The organism is Segatella copri (genome assembly GCF_002224675.1).
GTDB classification, from domain to species: Bacteria; Bacteroidota; Bacteroidia; order Bacteroidales; family Bacteroidaceae; genus Prevotella; species Prevotella copri_U.
This window is the reverse complement of sequence record NZ_NMPZ01000011.1, coordinates 1-17,892: the sequence shown is the minus strand read 5'-3', so window position 1 is coordinate 17,892 and position 17,892 is coordinate 1. Positions and strand designations below refer to the sequence as shown.

General features: G+C 48.1%; 11 protein-coding genes and 1 pseudogene. 9 read left to right on the top strand and 3 right to left on the bottom strand.

Annotation, left to right across the window (positions count from 1 at the left end):
* Positions 1–38: 38 nt before the first annotated feature.
* Together CFT61_RS08330 and CFT61_RS08325 are read left to right on the top strand one after the other, a co-directional pair.
* Positions 39–2,516 (top strand): bifunctional UDP-N-acetylmuramoyl-tripeptide:D-alanyl-D-alanine ligase/alanine racemase, encoded by a 2,478-nt coding sequence (locus CFT61_RS08330; protein WP_089543982.1) that lies wholly within the window; start codon positions 39–41, stop codon positions 2,514–2,516.
* 214 nt (positions 2,517–2,730) lie between these two features.
* A complete protein-coding gene (locus CFT61_RS08325; RefSeq protein ID WP_089543981.1) occupies positions 2,731–6,213 on the top strand; it encodes a glycosyl hydrolase 2 galactose-binding domain-containing protein in 3,483 nt (1,160 codons plus the stop codon).
* A 51-nt stretch (positions 6,214–6,264) separates the two neighbouring features.
* Here CFT61_RS08325 and CFT61_RS08320 read toward each other — a convergent pair whose 3' ends face one another.
* Positions 6,265–7,005: a nitroreductase family protein gene (locus CFT61_RS08320; RefSeq protein ID WP_089543980.1), complete on the bottom strand. Its 741-nt coding sequence runs from the start codon at positions 7,003–7,005 to the stop codon at positions 6,265–6,267.
* A 365-nt stretch (positions 7,006–7,370) separates the two neighbouring features.
* Between CFT61_RS08320 and CFT61_RS08315 the strand changes: the two are divergent.
* The 6 genes and pseudogenes from CFT61_RS08315 to CFT61_RS08290 form a co-directional block, all read left to right on the top strand.
* Positions 7,371–7,892: pseudogene (locus CFT61_RS08315) on the top strand (adenosylcobalamin-dependent ribonucleoside-diphosphate reductase); the annotation flags it as partial.
* The gene (folB, locus tag CFT61_RS08310) at positions 7,873–8,256 is read left to right on the top strand and encodes a dihydroneopterin aldolase (protein ID WP_089543979.1); all 384 of its coding nucleotides are present in this window, start codon (positions 7,873–7,875) and stop codon (positions 8,254–8,256) included. The pseudogene CFT61_RS08315 and the gene folB, both read left to right, overlap by 20 nt.
* 51 nt (positions 8,257–8,307) lie before the next feature.
* Positions 8,308–9,531, top strand: a complete 1,224-nt coding sequence (locus CFT61_RS08305) for an N-acetylmuramoyl-L-alanine amidase family protein (RefSeq protein ID WP_089543978.1) — start codon at positions 8,308–8,310, stop codon at positions 9,529–9,531.
* Positions 9,532–9,606: 75 nt separating this feature from the next.
* Entirely contained in the window at positions 9,607–10,506 is a 900-nt protein-coding gene (locus CFT61_RS08300; protein ID WP_089543977.1) for an MlaD family protein, read from the top strand.
* 350 nt (positions 10,507–10,856) lie between these two features.
* Positions 10,857–12,278, top strand: a complete 1,422-nt coding sequence (gene dnaA / locus CFT61_RS08295) for a chromosomal replication initiator protein DnaA (protein WP_089543976.1) — start codon at positions 10,857–10,859, stop codon at positions 12,276–12,278.
* Between the two features lie 225 nt (positions 12,279–12,503).
* Positions 12,504–13,574: a RagB/SusD family nutrient uptake outer membrane protein gene (locus CFT61_RS08290; RefSeq protein ID WP_176425550.1), complete on the top strand. Its 1,071-nt coding sequence runs from the start codon at positions 12,504–12,506 to the stop codon at positions 13,572–13,574.
* Between the two features lie 39 nt (positions 13,575–13,613).
* Here CFT61_RS08290 and CFT61_RS08285 read toward each other — a convergent pair whose 3' ends face one another.
* On the bottom strand, positions 13,614–14,900 hold the full coding sequence (locus tag CFT61_RS08285) for a M18 family aminopeptidase (RefSeq protein WP_089543974.1): 1,287 nt from the start codon (positions 14,898–14,900) through the stop codon (positions 13,614–13,616).
* 197 nt (positions 14,901–15,097) lie between these two features.
* Here CFT61_RS08285 and rmuC point away from each other — a divergent pair, with 197 nt between their 5' ends.
* Entirely contained in the window at positions 15,098–16,477 is a 1,380-nt protein-coding gene (gene rmuC, locus CFT61_RS08280) for a DNA recombination protein RmuC (protein WP_089543973.1), read from the top strand.
* Between the two features lie 2 nt (positions 16,478–16,479).
* Here rmuC and CFT61_RS08275 read toward each other — a convergent pair.
* Positions 16,480–17,892: undecaprenyl-phosphate glucose phosphotransferase (locus CFT61_RS08275; protein ID WP_367379334.1), on the bottom strand; the 1,413-nt coding region annotated here is incomplete at its 5' end.

Below are 17,892 nucleotides of genomic sequence, written 5' to 3'. Positions count from 1 at the left end.
CCAAAAGCATAATGTAGAACATTTAAAGTATTAAGACAATGACATATACTATTGAAAAGGTAACCACACTGATAGGTGCGCGTCGCTATGGAGACAATGATACCAACATCGGTTTTATCCTGACCGATAGTCGTTCTCTTTGTTTCCCGGAGGAAACTCTGTTTTTTGCACTCAAGTCTGAGCGCAATGATGGTCATAATTACATCCCTGAACTGTATCGCAGAGGTGTGAAAAACTTTGTGGTAACTGATGTCCCTAAGGGCTATGCTTCTGATTATCCGGAGGCTAACTTTCTGAAGGTGGTCAATACGCTGGAGGCTCTTCAGCGTCTGGCTGAACGCCATCGTGATGAATTCAATATCCCTATCGTGGGTATTACGGGTTCCAACGGCAAGACGATGGTCAAGGAGTGGCTCTATCAGCTGCTCTCGCCAAGCATGTTCGTTACCCGCAGCCCTCGCAGTTACAATTCCCAGATAGGTGTGCCATTGTCTGTCTGGCTGATGAACGAGCAGACCCAGGTAGGTGTCTTCGAGGCGGGTATCAGTCAGCCTGGCGAGATGCTTGCCCTCCGTGACATCATCCAGCCTACCATCGCCGTTCTTACCAATGTGGGTTCAGCCCATCAGGAGAACTTCTCTTCACTGGAGGAGAAGTGCCGTGAGAAGCTCATCCTCTTCCATGATGCTGAAACCGTGGTTTATGATGGCGATGATGAGGTGATTACCAAGGTGGTGGCTGAATATCCTGATTATAAAGGCGAAAAACTCTTCTGGTCGCTCCAGAATCCTGAGGCTCCTTTCTATGTCAAGAAGATTGAGAAGCAGCAGAGCGTGAGCGTCATCACCTATATATATAAAGGTGTAGAGGATAGCTTCTCCATTCCTTTCATCGATGATGCTTCCATCCAGAACTCCATCGTTTGTGCTGCAGTCGCTTCCAAGATCGGACTCTCTGCGGAGGATATCGACAAGCGTATGGCACTGCTCGAACCGGTTGCGATGCGACTGGAGGTAAAGGTGGGCCAGCATGGCTGTACACTCATCAACGACAGTTACAACAGCGATATCAATTCACTTGACATCGCCCTCGACTTCATGAACCGCCGTCCTGATCATCGTGGCCGTCGCCATACTTTGATCTTGAGCGATATCTATCAGAGCGGTCAGACTCCTGAGGCGCTATATAAAGAGGTGAGCGATCTTGCCCGCAAGCGTGGCGTAGTGAAGTTCATCGGTATCGGTCCGGAACTCTGCAAACAGCATGATACGATTCAGATTTCAGAAAAGTTCTTCTTCCCGAATGTGGAGGAGTTTATCAATAGCGAGGTCTTTGCCTCCCTCCGCGATGAGGTCATCCTCCTGAAGGGTGCCCGCCAGTTTGGTTTCGATCAGCTTACCGAACTGCTGGTGCAGAAGGTGCATGAAACCACCCTCGAGGTCAACCTGAATGCGGTGGTTGCCAACCTCAACTACTACCGTGCCTTCATGAAGCCGGAAACCAAACTGGTCTGCATGATCAAGGCGGATGGCTATGGTGCCGGAGCGGTGGAGATAGCCAAGACCCTGCAGGATCATCGTGTAGATTATCTGGCTGTGGCTGTTGCCGATGAGGGTGTCACCCTTCGCAAGAACGGTATCACCAGCAACATCATGATCATGAACCCGGAAATGACAGCCTTCAAGACCATGTTCGATTACGACCTGGAGCCTGAGGTGTATTCTTTCCGATTGCTCGATGCGCTCATCAAGGCTGCAGAGAAGGAGGGTGTCACCGGATTCCCTGTTCACATCAAGCTCGATACCGGTATGCATCGCATGGGCTTCGATCCTGAAAACGATATGGAGGAGCTTATCGGTAAGCTGAAGCATCAGAATGCCATCATCCCTCGTTCTGTCTTCTCTCACTTCGTGGGAAGCGATGACGATAGTTTCGATGATTTCTCTGCCCATCAGTTTGAACTCTTCGATAAGGGAAGCCGACAGTTGCAGGCTGCCTTCGATCATAAGATCCTGCGCCATATCTGCAATTCGGCAGGTATCGAGCACTTCCCGGAGCGCCAGTTGGATATGTGCCGCCTGGGTCTCGGACTCTATGGCATCAACTCCCGCAACAACAAGACCATCAACTGCGTGAGCACCCTGAAGACTACCATTCTCCAGATGCACAACGTGAAGGCGGGCGATAGTGTAGGCTACAGTCGCAAGACCATCCTCGATAAGGATAGTGTCATCGCTGCCATTCCTATCGGATATGCTGATGGCTTGAACCGCCGTCTCGGCAATCGCCATGCCTACTGTCTGGTCAATGGTCAGAAGGCAGATTATGTAGGCAACATCTGTATGGATGTGGCGATGATCGATGTCACCGGCATCAACTGCAAGGAAGGTGATAGCGTGGAAATCTTCGGCGAGCATCTTCCTGTTCAGGTGTTGAGTGATATTCTGGAGACAATTCCTTACGAAGTGCTGACCACCATCAGCAACCGAGTGAAGAGAGTTTATTACCAGGATTAAAGATGAAATGAGTACTAGTTCAATTGAAATTTAATGATAGAAGCGCAACAGACTATTTGCCTGTTGCGCTTTTCCTTTATTTTTATAGGGCATTGGGTATTTTTTTGCCCTAAAATACGCAAGAATAAATAAATTGGTTTAAAATATTTGCACGTATAGTTTTTTTTTGTAACTTTGCACAAAACTTAGTATATTACTTAAACTTAAAAAAATAATGAAGAAAGCAGTTGTGGTTATAGCTTTACTCAGCCAGGCTCTGGGCTTGACTTATGCCGACGATCAGACCGGGACAAGGGGTATCGGACAGTATCCGGGACGCCCGTCTCAGTTTACGGCTCCTCAAATGGTGAAGGATGATACCTATAGGAACATTGCCTTGAACCGTATGGTATATACTTCCTCGAATGCCGATTTCAATCTTACAGGTCATCTGGTAACAGATGGTATCATCACCAGCAAGGCTCCTTCCTTCCTGAGTGTAAGAACGAATGAAGGCGAGTTATCCAACCGTGACAAGGTGAAGATGATTGATGGCAACACGGTCACCAGTCAGTATATCAAGGGCGAGAAGGCTTTTGCTGAGTTCAATTGGGAAGCCATGAAGGTAAACCTCAGAAACCTGAAGTTTACAGGTGAATTGGCTTACTATCAGGACAAGGCTACTCAGGGGTATGTGATTCGTGTGATGGGGTCACACAATGGTACGAAATGGGAGGTGCTGGGAGAAGAGAAAGGCACCGGACTTCCTGGTGAGGCTACCAAACAGCAGGTAAGTTCCGACCCAAACAAGTTCCAGGATGTGGTGCGCCTGCCGCTCCGCAAGCTGAATGTTTCCATTCCTTTGAAGAAACCGGGCAACTACGAGCACGTACGCATCGAATTTACTATGCCGGGTGCAGCGTGGTGGCGCGTCAAACTCATCGATAATACCACTTCATGGCGTCCATCCATGCACTTCTCCAGTGTATGGAAGTCTGAATTGGCAAAGAATGCCCAGTGGCTCTATGTAGATCTGGGTACTGTGGCTGATTTCGATCAGGTGAATCTTTTCTGGGTCAACAAGGCTCGCCAGGGCAAGATTCAGGTTTCCAGTGATGCCAGAAACTGGAGTGATATTGCTACCCTGGGTAAGCAGAAGGGCTTGACCGAGAAGGTGGCTTGCAAGGGGCATGGCAGATATGTGAGATTGCTGCTAACCCAGCCGGATGCTTCCGGTCGCTATGCCTTGTCTGAGATGCAGGTGATGGGTAAGGGTGGCTTGCGTGCCGAGGCAGCCAACACTTTGGCTTCTAAGAATGGCAAGCTGATGCTCAACCAGTGGCAGCTGCGCCGTGAGGGAAGTGATGCCTGGATTCAGGCTACCGTTCCTGGTACCGTGCTTACCAGCTATATGAATATCGGTGCGGTGCCTGATAACCGCTACGATGATAATATGCGACAGATTTCCGAGTCGTTCTTCAACTCTGATTTCTGGTATCGTACTACCATCAACCATCAGCCATCTGCCAACAAGAACCAGCATACCTATCTTAACTTCGATGGTATCAACTGGAAGGCGGATATCCTTCTGAATGGTGAGAAGATTGGCAGAATCGATGGTGCTTTTATCCGCTCTCGCATCGACGTGACCAAGAAGTTGAAGACGGGTGCCAACAAGCTCGAGGTGCATGTCATCAAGAATGCCCACTTCGGCGTGGTGAAGCAGAAGAATCTCCAGAATACCGACCTCAATGGTGGTGAGTTGGGTGCTGATAACCCAACCTTCCACGCATCTATCGGCTGGGACTGGATTACCAATACCCCAGGTCGTGAAATCGGTATCTGGAATGATGTCTATCTCACCCACGATAACGGTGTGAGCGTTTCCGATCCGCTGGTAACATCTACTTTGAATCTGCCGGATACATTGGCAACCATGACTCCATCTGTCTTCCTGAAGAATGCAGATGCCGTGGCTAAGACTGTGAAGCTTTCCGGTTTTATCGGTAAGATCCAGTTTGAGCAGGAAGTTAGCCTGCAGCCAAACGAGAAGCGTGAGGTGGCTTTCGCTCCAGCTGATTATCCTCAGCTCAAGAACCAGCGCATGAATCTCTGGTGGCCTAACGGCTATGGTTCTCCTTATTTATATGATGCCGGTTTCAAGGTATCTGACAAGGCTTCAGGCGAGGTAATCTCTGAGGTCAACTATAAGGCGGGTATCCGCCAGATGAGCTATGCCGACCTGGATACCCAGACCAAGATCTACATCAATGGCAAACGGTTGAATCCATTGGGTGGTAACTGGGGATTCTCTGAGACCAACCTCAACTACCGTGGACGTGAATACGATGCTGCCGTTCGCTACCATAAGGAGATGAACTACAATATGATTCGCGACTGGGTAGGTCAGATTGGTGATGAGGAACTGTATGAGGCATGCGATAAGTATGGTATCATGATCTGGCAGGACTTCTGGTTGGCTAACCCATGGGACGGACCGGATCCTGATGACGACAAGATGTTCCTCGAGAACTCTGCCGATTACATCTCCCGCATCCGCAGCCATGCTTGTATCGGTATCTATTGCGGTAGAAACGAGGGCTTCCCTCCTGCATCCATCGACAAGGTGCTGAGAGGGCAGGTCAAGGATATCCATCCACAGTTGGGGTATATTCCTAGCTCTGCCGACCTGGGTGTGAGCGGTCATGGTCCTTACCAGATGAAGTCGCCATCTTTCTACTTCGCTAACCAGAGCCATAAGCTGCATTCTGAGCGTGGTATGCCGAATGTGCCTACCTTCGAGTCTCTGAGCAGAATGATGGAACCGGAGCATCTGTGGCCACAGAGTGATGCTTGGGGACAGCATGATTATACATTGAAGGGCGCCCAGGGAGGTGAGTCTTTCAACAACATCATGGAGAAGCGTTATGGCAAGCCTCAGAGTGCTGAGCAGTTTACCAAGTGGGCACAGTGGCTTAACTATGATGGCTATCGTGCGATGTACGAGTCTTCTCAGCAGGACCGTCTCGGTCTGCTTATCTGGATGAGTCATGCCTGCTGGCCAAGCATGGTATGGTGTACCTATGATTATTACTTCGAGCCAACTGCAGCATACTTTGGTGTGAAGAAGGCTTGTGAGCCATTGCATATCCAGTATAATCCGGTGAAGAAGGTTGCCGAGGTGGTCAACTTTGCCGGTGGTGCCAAGGATGGCTTGGTTGCCAAGGCTCAGGTCTTTGATATGTACGGAAAGTTGATCAAGGAGGAGAGCAAGGAAGTGAATGTGGCAGAAGACCAGACCCTCGATGCCGTTAGCGTAAGCGAACCGGATGAGGAGGTTTACTACATCAAGTTGACTCTGGAGCAGAACAACCAGGTGGTTTCAGACAACTTCTATGTAATGGGTAAGGAAGAGGATAATCTCCAGGCACTCTCTAAATTGCCAAAGGCAGATGTTGCTGTCAGCGGCAAGCGTTTCGTTCAGCAGGGCGAAGAGTGGGTTGGCGAGGTAGAGATCCGCAATACCGGCAATGTACCTGCCCTCTTGGTTCGCCTGAACCTGAAGGGTGGTGATGGTGAGCAGATTCTCCCTGTTATCTACAGCGATAACTATTTCAGTCTGATGCCGAATGAGTGCAAGACTATCAAGGTATCTTATCGTGATGAGGATGGCAGAGGTCAGGCTCCATACGTGGAGATTACAGGTTTCAATAAGTAAAACTGAAAGTAAAATAAAAAAGCGCATCAGAATTCTGATGCGCTTTTTTATTTACTTGAGGAATCCCTGCTGCTTGAGGGAATCGAGGAATCCGATGCTCATGGCTTCGCAATCCTTCTTGGTATATCGGATATCGGTGAAAACCTGGGCTAATGTTTCTACGTTGTTGATGCGTACAAACTCCTGGTTCTCTTCCAGTGCTTCCTTCTCGGCATAGAAGTCATCAATCTTTTCTGGGGTATAATCCTCGAAATGCTCGTTGTGGATGATGCTTCTCAATGGCAGACGGTCGCTCTGGGCAGGTTGCTCATCCGGCCATCCGATGGTAAGGGTAGCCACTGGCATTACCAGCTTCGGCAACTTCAGGGTGTCGATGATCATTTTCGGCATATACACCGTGGTGCCCAGGAAGCAGGTTCCCAGACCCGCCTCTTCTGCCAGATTGGTAAAAGTCTGCGTGAAGAGCAGGGCATCGGTAGCCGCATTCATAAACGAGAGGATATTGTCGTATCCCGGGGTTCCCTTGCGGTTTTCTGCCCAGAGGGTGGTGCGGCGGTAGTCGGCGCAGATGGTGAGTACCACAGGAGCGCCTGTCACCATCGGCTGGTTGAAGTGGGCAGGTGCCAAAGCCTTCTTTCCCTCTTCGCTGCGGGTTACCACTACGCTGTAGAGCTGCAGGTTTCCCATGGTAGGAGTTCGCATCGCCTCTTCCAGCAAACTGTTCAAAAGTTCATCTGTTACCTCTCTGTCGGCATATTTGCGAATCGAGGTTCTTTTCTTGATTGATTCCATATCTTGTTTCTTTTTTATATTTCTCTTATCTTCTGCAAAGATAATGAAAGTTTCCCAAAAAGAACACGGTTCTTTTACATTTTTCGCTTCATAATGAGCTTTTCGTGCGTTTTTTGATGAAATATCTGCCCAAACGTTTCATATTTTAGAAATATTGTTTTAATTTTGCAGCTAATTATTAAACGTTTAATATGGAATATACTGAAAATATGACTTTCGAAGAGGCGAGCCACGCCTTGATGAAAGATTTGAAGACCCGATTGGCTGAGCTGCACGGGCATTTCGATGCTCAGAATGTCGATTGGCATAAGCTCCATCAGCCATTGGCGAAACTTGTTTCCGAAGAAACGCAGAAATCAATCGGCAGCCCGGAAGTGGTTGAGGTTCGACCTAAGGAATTGGAGTGCGATGTGGTAAGATACCAGAACAATAAGGAGAAATGGGTGGCTTTGGTCGGATTGCTCAATGGTCATCCCTACGAGATATTCACCGGTTTGCAGGATGAGGATGAAGGCATCATGCTCCCCAAGTCTGTCACCAAGGGCAGGATCATCAAGACGGTGCTCCCGGAAGGACAGAAGCGATATGATTTCCAGTTTGTCAACAAGCGTGGCTACAAGATTACCGTCGAAGGATTGAGCGAGAAGTTCAATCCCGAGTATTGGAACTATGCCAAGCTCATATCCGGCGTTCTGCGCTATCGCATGCCGGTTGCCCACGTCATCAAGCTGGTCAATCAGCTGCAGCTCACCTCCGAAACCCTCAACACCTGGCGGGTGGGCGTGGAAAGAGCCTTGAAGAAGTACCTCTATGAAGAAAATGGAATAGATAACTTGGAAAACGGAATAGATTATAAGGAGACTGAAGATGAAATTGATGAGCAGTAAGATATACCTCAGGAATGTGCGTTTCCACGCTTTCCATGGCGTATTGCCGCAGGAAGGAATCGTTGGCAACGATTATCTTGTCAACCTGGTGCTGGATTATGACTTCTCTTCTGCCATGAAAACCGATGATCTTCAGGGAACCCTCAATTATGCCGAGGTCTATCAGAAGGTAAGAGAGGAAATGGCGGTGCCCAGCAAGCTCCTGGAGCATGTGGCAGGCAGAATCGCCCATAGACTCTTTTCCGATTTCCCGGAAATCCAGAAACTCCAACTCTCTATCACCAAGGTGAATCCACCGATGGGGGCCGATAGCGACGGCGCAGGGGTAGAGGTTGTATTAACAAATGATAAAACTTATAGTTAGAATTAGGTTTTCTGATAATAAAGTAGTAATTTTGCAAAATCATCAGAAAGTATGTGTAAGAAAGTAACACTGATATGGGCTTTGATGTGCATGTTTGTAATGACATCGTTAGCTGCCAATAAGCGATTCACGCTGGTCATCGACGCTGGTCATGGTGGCCATGATGCCGGAGCACTCGGAGCCATATCCAAGGAAAAGAATATCAATCTTGCCGTTGCCTTGCGCTTCGGTAAGTATGTGGAGCAGAATCTCCCGGAGGTAAGAGTCATCTATACCCGCAAGACGGATGTCTTCATCCCGCTCAATGAGCGTGCGAATATCGCCAACCGTGCCAATGCCGATCTCTTTATCTCCGTGCACACCAATGCCTTGCCGGCAGGAAAGATAGCTCGTGGCTTCGAGACCTATACCCTCGGTATGCACCGTGCCAAGGATAATCTCGATGTGGCGATGCGGGAAAACTCCGTCATCTCGATGGAGAAGGACTATCAGCAGAGATATCAGGGCTTCGATCCCCGATCTTCTGAGAGCTATATCATCTTCGAGTTCATCCAGGGCAAGAACATGGAGCGCAGCGTAGATCTGGCTCGAATGATTCAGCGAGGTGTCTGCGATGGTGCCAACCGTCCCGACAAGGGCGTGCATCAGGCGGGATTCCTGGTCTTGAGAGAGACTTCCATGCCGGGCTGCCTCATTGAGTTGGGATTCATCACAACTCCTGATGAAGAGCGCCTGCTCAACAATGACAGCAGAGTGGATGATATCGCCCGTGGCATCTACGAGGCTTTCGCAAAATACAAGAATAAGTACGACAGATCGGTTTCCGTTCCTTATCGTGCCAAGGATTCCGAAGAAGTGAATATCCCGAAGATTGTTCCGGATCAGGAACCTGCGCCTAAGACTCGTGTCGTAACGAGGGGAAAGCAGCCGAAGCGTGAAGAGGCAACGCCTGAACAGCCAAAGCGGGTGGAGAAGAAAGTGAAGAAGGCTGAGGTAGCCGATGCGCCGGTCTTCAAGCTTCAGATTTTTGTAGGTAGTAGAAACCTTCGCAAGGGCGATGCTCATTTCAAGGGCGAAACCGATTACGATAGTTTCCAGGAAGGCAATCTGGTGAAATACACCCTGGGTGCATCCACCAATTACAACGAGATCTATCGCCTGCGCAAGGAAAAGCTGGATAAGTTTCCGGAGGCTTTCATCATCGCCTTCAAGAACGGACAGAAATATGACGTGAACCAGGCTATCCGAGAGTTCAAGCAGAACCGCAGCCGGTAGTTCCTCCACTTCTCGGGCAGCCTGTGATTCGCTCTATATAAATAGGTATAATAAAAAGAACAAAAATAGATAAATATGAAACTGACAAAGGAAATTAGGATAGCGTTGGTCGCTATTGTAGGTATCTTGGTGATGTACTTCGGAATCAACTTTCTGAAGGGCATCAACTTGTTCTCTACCAATAACACCTACTATATGACGTTTGATGACATCCAGGGTATGGGTGCTTCTACCCCTATCTATGCCGATGGCTACAAGGTGGGTACCGTGGATCAGCTGGATTTCGACTATTCCGGAAAGGGTCCCATCAAGGTCAAGGTGGATATCAACAAGGATCTGAGAATCCCTGCAGGTAGTACCGCAGAGATTTCTAAGGATATCATGGGCAATCTCCAGGTTAGTCTCCTGCTTGCCAACAATCCTCGTGAGCGTATCGAACCGGGCGGCATCATCCCTGGTATGGTGAATTCCGGTATGATGGGCAAGGCTGCCGAAATGATTCCGGTAGTTGAGAAGATGCTGCCTAAGCTGGATTCCATCCTCACCAGTGTGAATGCACTCCTGGCTGATCCTGCCCTGGCTGCTTCCCTCCACAATGTGGAGACCATCACCAGCAACCTCACCGTTTCCACCCGTGAGCTGAATACCCTGATGGCTGGATTGAACAACCAGGTTCCGGGTATGATGAAGAAGGCGAATGGCGTTCTCGACAATACCAACCGACTCACCTCTAATCTGGCGAGCCTCGATGTGCAGGGCACACTCGACCGTGTGAATGCCACCCTAGATGGTGCACAGAAGTTCACCGAGCAGTTGAACAGCGGAAAGGGTAGCCTCGGTCTCCTCATGAACGATACCCGCCTCTATGAGAATCTGAACTCAACCATGTCGCATGCCGACTCTCTGGTCATCGATCTCAAGGCGCATCCAAAGCGCTATGTTCACTTCTCAATTTTTGGAAAGAAAGACAAGTAGAGACTCGGATATGCCGTTTTAAAGGCTTCTTTGAAGAAAATGCCAAAATAAATTTTGTCTAAATAACAAAGGCAATGTTTCACGCCCCGGAATAGCTACAGAACTTGTTGTTTTTTAGCTATTTCGGGGTGTTTCAAAATTGTTTCACCGCCCCTAAAACGCAATTGTGGATAACTTTCTTAGATGCTTGATTATTAGATAGTTATCAGGTGAGTCTTAAAATATTATAAATAGCCTGATTTGCTACTTTGGGCTTTTTTTTGTAATTTTGCAGTCGATTTGCATCAGGTGGTGCAATCTGATGTAGTGTTAAGGTAAAAAATCAATTAAATAAGTAGTAAATAGTGTCAATGTTAGCAAGTCCAAAAGCGCTTTGGGACAATAGTCTTTTGCTTATAAAGGATAATGTGTCAGAGCAGCAATATAATACATGGTTTCGACCGATAGTCTTTGAGTCGTACAAGCCTTCGACCAAGACTCTGTTGGTTCAAGTTCCAAGTCCATTTGTATATGAATACTTGGAACAGAACTATGTTGGCTTGTTGAGCAAGGTCCTTCATCGCAATTTCGGCGATGGCATCCGGCTCACTTATCGTGTGGTAACGGATAAGGAACACAGGTTGACCCAGGATGTGGAAGCTGATCCGGCTGATATTGATGAGGCTGAGCGCAAGAGATTGGCACAGCAGCCACAGACACAAACTACCCCGGCAGAACCACAGCAGCCTGAAGACATTGACACCCAACTTGATCCGAAACTCACCTTCAATAATTATATGGAGGGTGACAGCAACAAGCTGCCACGTTCGGTGGGATTGTCTATCGCTGAGCATCCGAATACCACGCAGTTCAACCCGATGTTCATCTATGGTCCTTCTGGTAGCGGAAAAACTCACCTGGTGAATGCCATCGGTCTGAAAACCAAGCAGATGTATCCGCAGAAGCGTGTGCTCTATGTCAGTGCCCGCCTCTTCCAGACACAATATACCGATGCGGTGCTGCATAATGCGAGCAATGATTTCATCAATTTCTACCAGTCTATCGATGTGCTCATCGTGGATGATGTGCAGGATTGGGCAGGCAAGGCGAAGACCTTGAATACCTTCTTCCACATCTTCAATCACCTCTTCCGCAACGGAAAGCGTATCATTCTGGCGAGCGATCGACCTCCGGTAGAACTCAAGGATATGCCAGACCGACTCATCACCCGTTTCTCTTGTGGACTGGTGGCGGAGTTGGAGAAGCCGAATGTGGAACTCTGCGTCGATATCGTGAGCAACAAGGTGCGCAAGGACGGACTGAAGATTCCGAAGGATGTGGTTTCCTTCATCGCACAGACCTGCAACGGCAGTGTGCGTGATCTCCAGGGTGCTATCAATGGTTTGCTGGCTTACAGTATCGTATATAACAGCAGCATCGATATCCGATTGGCTGAGCGTGTCATCAAGCGTGCCGTCAAGGTTGAGGAGAGCAACAAGGTGCTCACTCTCGATGAAATCGTGGAGGCGGTCTGCAATCATTACAAGGTAACGGTGGCTGCAGTCAACAGCAAGAGCCGCAAGCGTGAGTACGTGGAGGCGCGTCAGGTGGCGATGTTCATGGCTCAGAAACTCATCAAGATGCCTGCTTCCAGAGTGGGCAAACTCATTGGTAATCGCGATCATAGCACGGTTATCCACAGTTGCGCCAAGGTAGAGGAGCGACTGAAGATTGATGCCGAGTTCTTCGATGAACTTTCTAGCATCGAGAATGGATTGAGAGTGAAGAGATAATTAACATAGATAAGCACGGAACCTTGGTATAGTGGTTCTCGTTTATATAAATGAAACAAAAGGAAGTCGGACAAGTTTGTATTTGTCTTGGCTTCCTTTTTCCATTTCTTTCAGCCTATACGCAAATTTTGCGTAAGTTTTCTGTCTTTTTTACATCTTCTATCTTTCTTTTTTTGTATATTTGCAGTCGGATTATGTTTTACCCCAATTACTGTAGATATGGTTATGAAGATTTCACGTATTTGCATTTGGGTCCTCATGCTGGGGACTGTCATGGTATTCTCTTCTTGTGCGAATGAGCATCCTAAGGAGCAGCTCGACGGGAATGCCATGTATGGTTCTGCGTCTGAAATCTACAACCATACCGTATCTTCTCTCTATCAGGACATAGACTTTGTAGAGCATAGCGAGGAGGATGACTCGCTCTATGCAGTGTGGAGTCATCTCTATCAGGTGATAGGAAAGGCGAATCAGTCGCTTGATATCATCGATTACAAGTCTGATTTGCTCTCTGTGAATCAAAAAGACCAGTTTAAGGCTGAGGTGCGTGCCATCAGAGCTATGATGTATTACGAGGCGATGGAGCTTTTTGGCAGGATTCCCGTGATTCTGTCTTCTGGCGAGGCGGCCATCTATGAGGCGGCTTCAGGCATTGCCGTGGCTTCGCTTACCGACGTCAACCTCTGTGCGCAAAGCGAAAGGAGCGAGGTGTTCCGCTTTATCTTCAGTGAGTTGCAGCAGGCGTTGCCTTACCTTCCGAATGAGCATAGCGCCAATGCTGGAGTTTATGAGGGAAGAATCACGCAACCGGTAATCAACTTCCTGTTGGCAAAGTTGGCTTTCAATGCTGAGATCTATACGTTTGATGATTGGACCAGAGGATATAAGAAACGTCCTAAAGGTAAGAAAATCCACTTTGTGGTTCAGACGGCCGATGGTGCTTCTCTGCTCAATGGTGGAACGGCTGGTGAGAATCGCAGCAAGGAATTGAATGCCTGGGAAACCTGTATCTTCTATTGTGATAAATTGGCCGCAGAAGGGTATGGCTTGGAGGAGAATGAGATATTCGATAGTTCCACTTATGCAAGGTTGCTTCGTGAGAATGGCGGTTCCCATCTGGTAGAAACGGAGCATCTCAAGCCGCTCTTCCGTTTCTGTTATCTCGATGTATTGTTGATGAAGGAGAAGGCAAAGGTCTGCAAGGGTGATAAAGCCAGTATTCTTTTCCCGATTCCTCAGAAATGCCTCGACCTGAATCCCAAGCTCGTGCAGAATAAGGGGTATGAAAAGAGATGAAAGTTAAGGGAGTTAAAGGAGTTAACTCCCCTAACTCCCTTATAACTGATAGAATTTCGTGAAAGCCTTCACGCAGTATTCGTGATCAATCACGCTGCCGGTTTCGCGGCAACTGTGCATGGCGAGGATGGCATTACCCATGTCCACGCCCTTCAATGGGATGGAAGAGGCGAGGATATTGCCCAAAGTGCTTCCGCCAGCCACATCACTGTGGTTCACGAAACGCTGACAAGGCACACCCGCTGCCTCACAGATATTCGCAAAGATGGCAGCAGATACCGCATCACTCGCATACTTCTGTGCCGCATTGAACTTGATGACCGGACCGCCCCCCAGCATCGGATGATTCGTTGGGTCAAACTTCTCGCTGTAGTTAGGATGCCAGGCATGCGCATTGTCCGCTGAAATCATGAAAGCACGCTCCACTGCCTGATAATACGCCTCCTCCGTTCCGCTCTGTGCAAGAGCGATGCGCTGTAGCATATAAGAGAGAAAAGGACTTCCCGCACCCTGCTTAGTCTGCGACCCCGTCTCCTCATTGTCGAAAATCGCCAGCACCTGAGTAGTATCCTGGGCATCAGCCGCCGTCAGAGCCTCTACGCCCGCCCAGCACATCGACAAATCATCGAGTCTTCCCGAAGAGATAAACTCATCGTGCACACCGAAGGTGCAGGCAGGAGTGGCATCAGCCAGGTAGAGATCGAAGTCGAGGATATCCTCCTTCTGGATATTCAGTTCGCCGGTAATCACGTTCATCAGCAGATTACCCTTCTCCAGTTCATCATGGATGATGCCGAGGATAGGAAGCACATCCTTCTGCTTGCTCAGCTTCACGCCATCGTTCACCTGACGGTTGAAGTGGATAGCGAGATTACTGATCTGCAGCAGAGGTCGCTGGATATGGAGTAGGAGAGTCTTCGGATGCATCGCATCCTCACCCTTTACGATCACTCTACCCGCCAGAGTAAGTGGACGGTCGAACCAGGTTGACATAATCGGACCGCCATAAACCTCGGTATTCAGTTTCACGATACCGCCCTCGCAAGTCATCTCAGCGTTAGGCTTGATGCGGAAGGTAGGGGAGTCGCAGTGAGCGCAGATCATGTGGAAGCCGGCATCCGCCAGCGCCTTCTTTCCGATTTGGAAAGCATAGATAGAAGAGTCGTTCTTGGTAACGAAGAACTTGTCACCAGCCTCTACCTTGCCCAGCGGCTCCTGAGGGTTCAGTCGTCTGAACCCATTTTTCTCCAATTCCTCGGAGATATTCTTCACAGCCAGGAAGTTCACTGGCGAAGCGTCTAAAAAGGATAATAATCTTTTGATCATAGTCTATATCTTATATATTAATTATGCTGCAAAGATAATGCAAAATTTTCATTTAATCTCATATTTCTACTTGTTTTTTCCATAATAGTTAAATATCTACAAGAATCCCCCATGATGTTTGGTGTTATGTTTTGAAAGTATTAATTTTGCACTTCATAATTTTGGCAGATATACAGAATCATTTAAAACAAAGATAAATGGAAATAGTAATAGGAATCGTTATAGGTCTTGCCATCGGATTCTTCGTGGGCAAGCTGATGGAAGGAAAAAAGGCGGGAGAAGAGAAAACGCAGCTCATTGCGAAGGCTCAGGTGCTGCAGGCTAACATCGAACAGAGTAATCTGCATCATGCTGCTGAGGTTCAATCATTGAAACAATCTTATGCTTCAGAAATCCAGGGCTTAAAGGAATCCCATATCTCAGAGATCCAGGGCTTGAAAGCCCAGATGGAGAACGAACGGCTGTTTGCCGAAAAGCTCCGTGCAGAAAGCGACCAGCAGTGGGCGCAGAAACTCGAAAGCCTGAAGCAGGAGATGCATCGCATGACCATCGAACAGCAGAAGGCTGCTGCCGAACAGCTCGCTGCCAAGCAGTCTGCCCTCCAGGAAAACAACCGACTCCAGATGGATGAACTCCTGAAACCTATCAAGGAGCAGTTTGCCGATTTCAAGAAATCGGTAGAAGAGAGCAAGACCCAGAACGAGGTGAATAAGAAGGAACTGCAGAGTACCTTCGAGGCTACGATGAAACTCTTCCAGCAGGAACAGCAGCAGGCTGTAACAAGTCTGAAGGAGCAGACCTCGAAGATTGGTTCCGATGCCGCCAACCTTACCAAGGCATTGAAGGGCGACAGCAAGATGCAGGGCGACTGGGGCGAGATGGTATTGGAAACCATCCTGGAGAACAGCGGTTTGCGCAAGGACGAGGAGTTCTTTATCCAGGAGAACACCAAGGATGAGAACGGCAAGAACTTCCGTCCCGATGTCATCGTGCGCTTCCCGGAAGGCAGGAGCGTGGTGATAGATAGCAAGGTATCTCTCACCGCCTATACCGATGCCTTGGCGGCAGAGACCGATGAGGAGCGGGAGAGGCTGATGAAGTCGCATGCCCTGAGTGTGCGCAAGCATATCGATGAACTTGCCGAGAAGGATTACTCCAAACTGGTGGATGATGCCATCGGCTTCGTCCTGATGTTCATCCCTAACGAAACGAGTTATATCGCAGCGATGAAGCAGCAGCCGGATTTGAGTCGTTATGCCTATCAGAAGAAGATCATCATCATATCTCCTAGCAATCTCCTGATGGCGTTGCAGTTAGCGTATAATCTCTGGCAGTATGACCGTCAGAACAAGAATGTAGAGAAAATAGTGAAGACGGCAGCCGATCTTTACGACAAGGTCGTAGGTTTTGAGGACACCTTCACGAGCATAGGCGATCTCCTCACCCGCCTCTCCGGTACCTATGATAAAGCGAAAAAGCAGCTTTATGATGGTACCGGCAATGTAATGAGAAGGGTAGAGAGCCTGAAGAATCTGGGTGTAACTCCCAAAAAGCAGATCAAGGCATTAGAGGAGTAATTTTAATAAGCGTTTTTATCCGGGCAGATAATACTCTTGGCTGTCAGGAGGATAATACGGATGTCAAGCCAGAACGACCAGTTCTCGATATACCAGATATCACGCTTGATGCGCTCCTCCATCTGCCAGAGCTCCTTCGTCTCACCACGGAAACCCGTTACCTGGGCCCAACCGGTAATTCCAGGTTTCGAGAAGTGGCGAACCATATACTTATCAATCAAACTGCCATAAACCTCAGTGTGATACAACATGTGAGGTCTAGGACCCACGATACTCATGTCGCCCTTCAATACATTAATAAATTGAGGGAACTCATCAATATTCGTCTTTCTCATGAAGTTGCCGAACGCAAACTTTCTTGGGTCATTCTTCGTAGCCTGAGCCTTGTCAGAATCCTTGTTCACATGCATCGAACGGAACTTCAGACACATGAATGTATCACCATTCAGACCCGTTCTAGCCTGACGGAAGAAGATAGGACCCGGACTCTGAATCTTGATAATCAGCGCAATGATTGGAATGAAAGGCAAGAAACAGAGACAGATTACACCACTCACGGCGATATCGAAAGCACGCTTGAGAATACGGTTTGAGATAGAAGACAGCGGCTCACGATGGTTCGTGTAAACCGTCTTACCCATAAAGTTCTTGGAATCCAGATGCAACTTATATTCGCCGAACAGACGAGGCAGATAATAGAAGTGTACCACGTTCTTGTCACAGAAACGCATGATCTTCACAATCTGGTCAGATTCCTTATGCGACAAGCTGCAGAAAATCTCATCCAGACCATAACATGAACCGTTGATGGTATCGTTCATCTTGGACTCTAAAATTTTGTTAAGATCCTGCATGGTACCCAGTTTTTTCAGTTCCTGTGGCGCTCCGGCGATGTCGTCATCGGCATAATAACCCTTTACGATATAACCCGCAGAAGGATCTTCTGTCATGGTAATGTACATTTCTCTTACGGCAGGATCGCTACCCACGAAGATCACGGTACGACTGTTTCTACCTCTGGCACGGTGATATTTCAGAACCTTGAGCTCGATGAATCGACTGATGATCAGAGCAAGATAGTAAGAGATGCCGAAGTAGAATCCGAACGTAAATATTTCTCCACCATGACTGAAGAATTTCAGGAAGACCATGAAACAGAAGGTAGTACAAAGTGCCAGGAAGAAAGTACGTTTGAGTACTTGCTGCAAACCGATTCGTCTTACATGAATGATAGTACAGTAGTTGTATTCGCCGATGGCGAGAGCAACGTTTGCTATAAAGAATGTAATCTTTGTTTTCAGATCTAGGTAGTCGGGAACATGAATGAATTCGATGTTGATAAAGCCCAATAGTAAGCAGTTGAGGATGATGAAGTCAACTAAGACCACCAACCTTCTAATCAGTATGTTTCCTTT

Coding starts and splice junctions, on each gene's coding strand:
- CFT61_RS08300 (WP_089543977.1), top strand. CDS start 9,607: ATGAAACTGACAAAGGAAATTAGGATAGCGTTGGTCGCTATTGTAGGT.
- rmuC (WP_089543973.1), top strand. CDS start 15,098: ATGGAAATAGTAATAGGAATCGTTATAGGTCTTGCCATCGGATTCTTC.
- CFT61_RS08320 (WP_089543980.1), bottom strand. CDS start 7,005: ATGGAATCAATCAAGAAAAGAACCTCGATTCGCAAATATGCCGACAGA.
- dnaA (WP_089543976.1), top strand. CDS start 10,857: ATGTTAGCAAGTCCAAAAGCGCTTTGGGACAATAGTCTTTTGCTTATA.
- CFT61_RS08305 (WP_089543978.1), top strand. CDS start 8,308: ATGTGTAAGAAAGTAACACTGATATGGGCTTTGATGTGCATGTTTGTA.
- CFT61_RS08285 (WP_089543974.1), bottom strand. CDS start 14,900: ATGATCAAAAGATTATTATCCTTTTTAGACGCTTCGCCAGTGAACTTC.
- CFT61_RS08325 (WP_089543981.1), top strand. CDS start 2,731: ATGAAGAAAGCAGTTGTGGTTATAGCTTTACTCAGCCAGGCTCTGGGC.
- CFT61_RS08330 (WP_089543982.1), top strand. CDS start 39: ATGACATATACTATTGAAAAGGTAACCACACTGATAGGTGCGCGTCGC.
- folB (WP_089543979.1), top strand. CDS start 7,873: ATGAAATTGATGAGCAGTAAGATATACCTCAGGAATGTGCGTTTCCAC.
- CFT61_RS08290 (WP_176425550.1), top strand. CDS start 12,504: ATGAAGATTTCACGTATTTGCATTTGGGTCCTCATGCTGGGGACTGTC.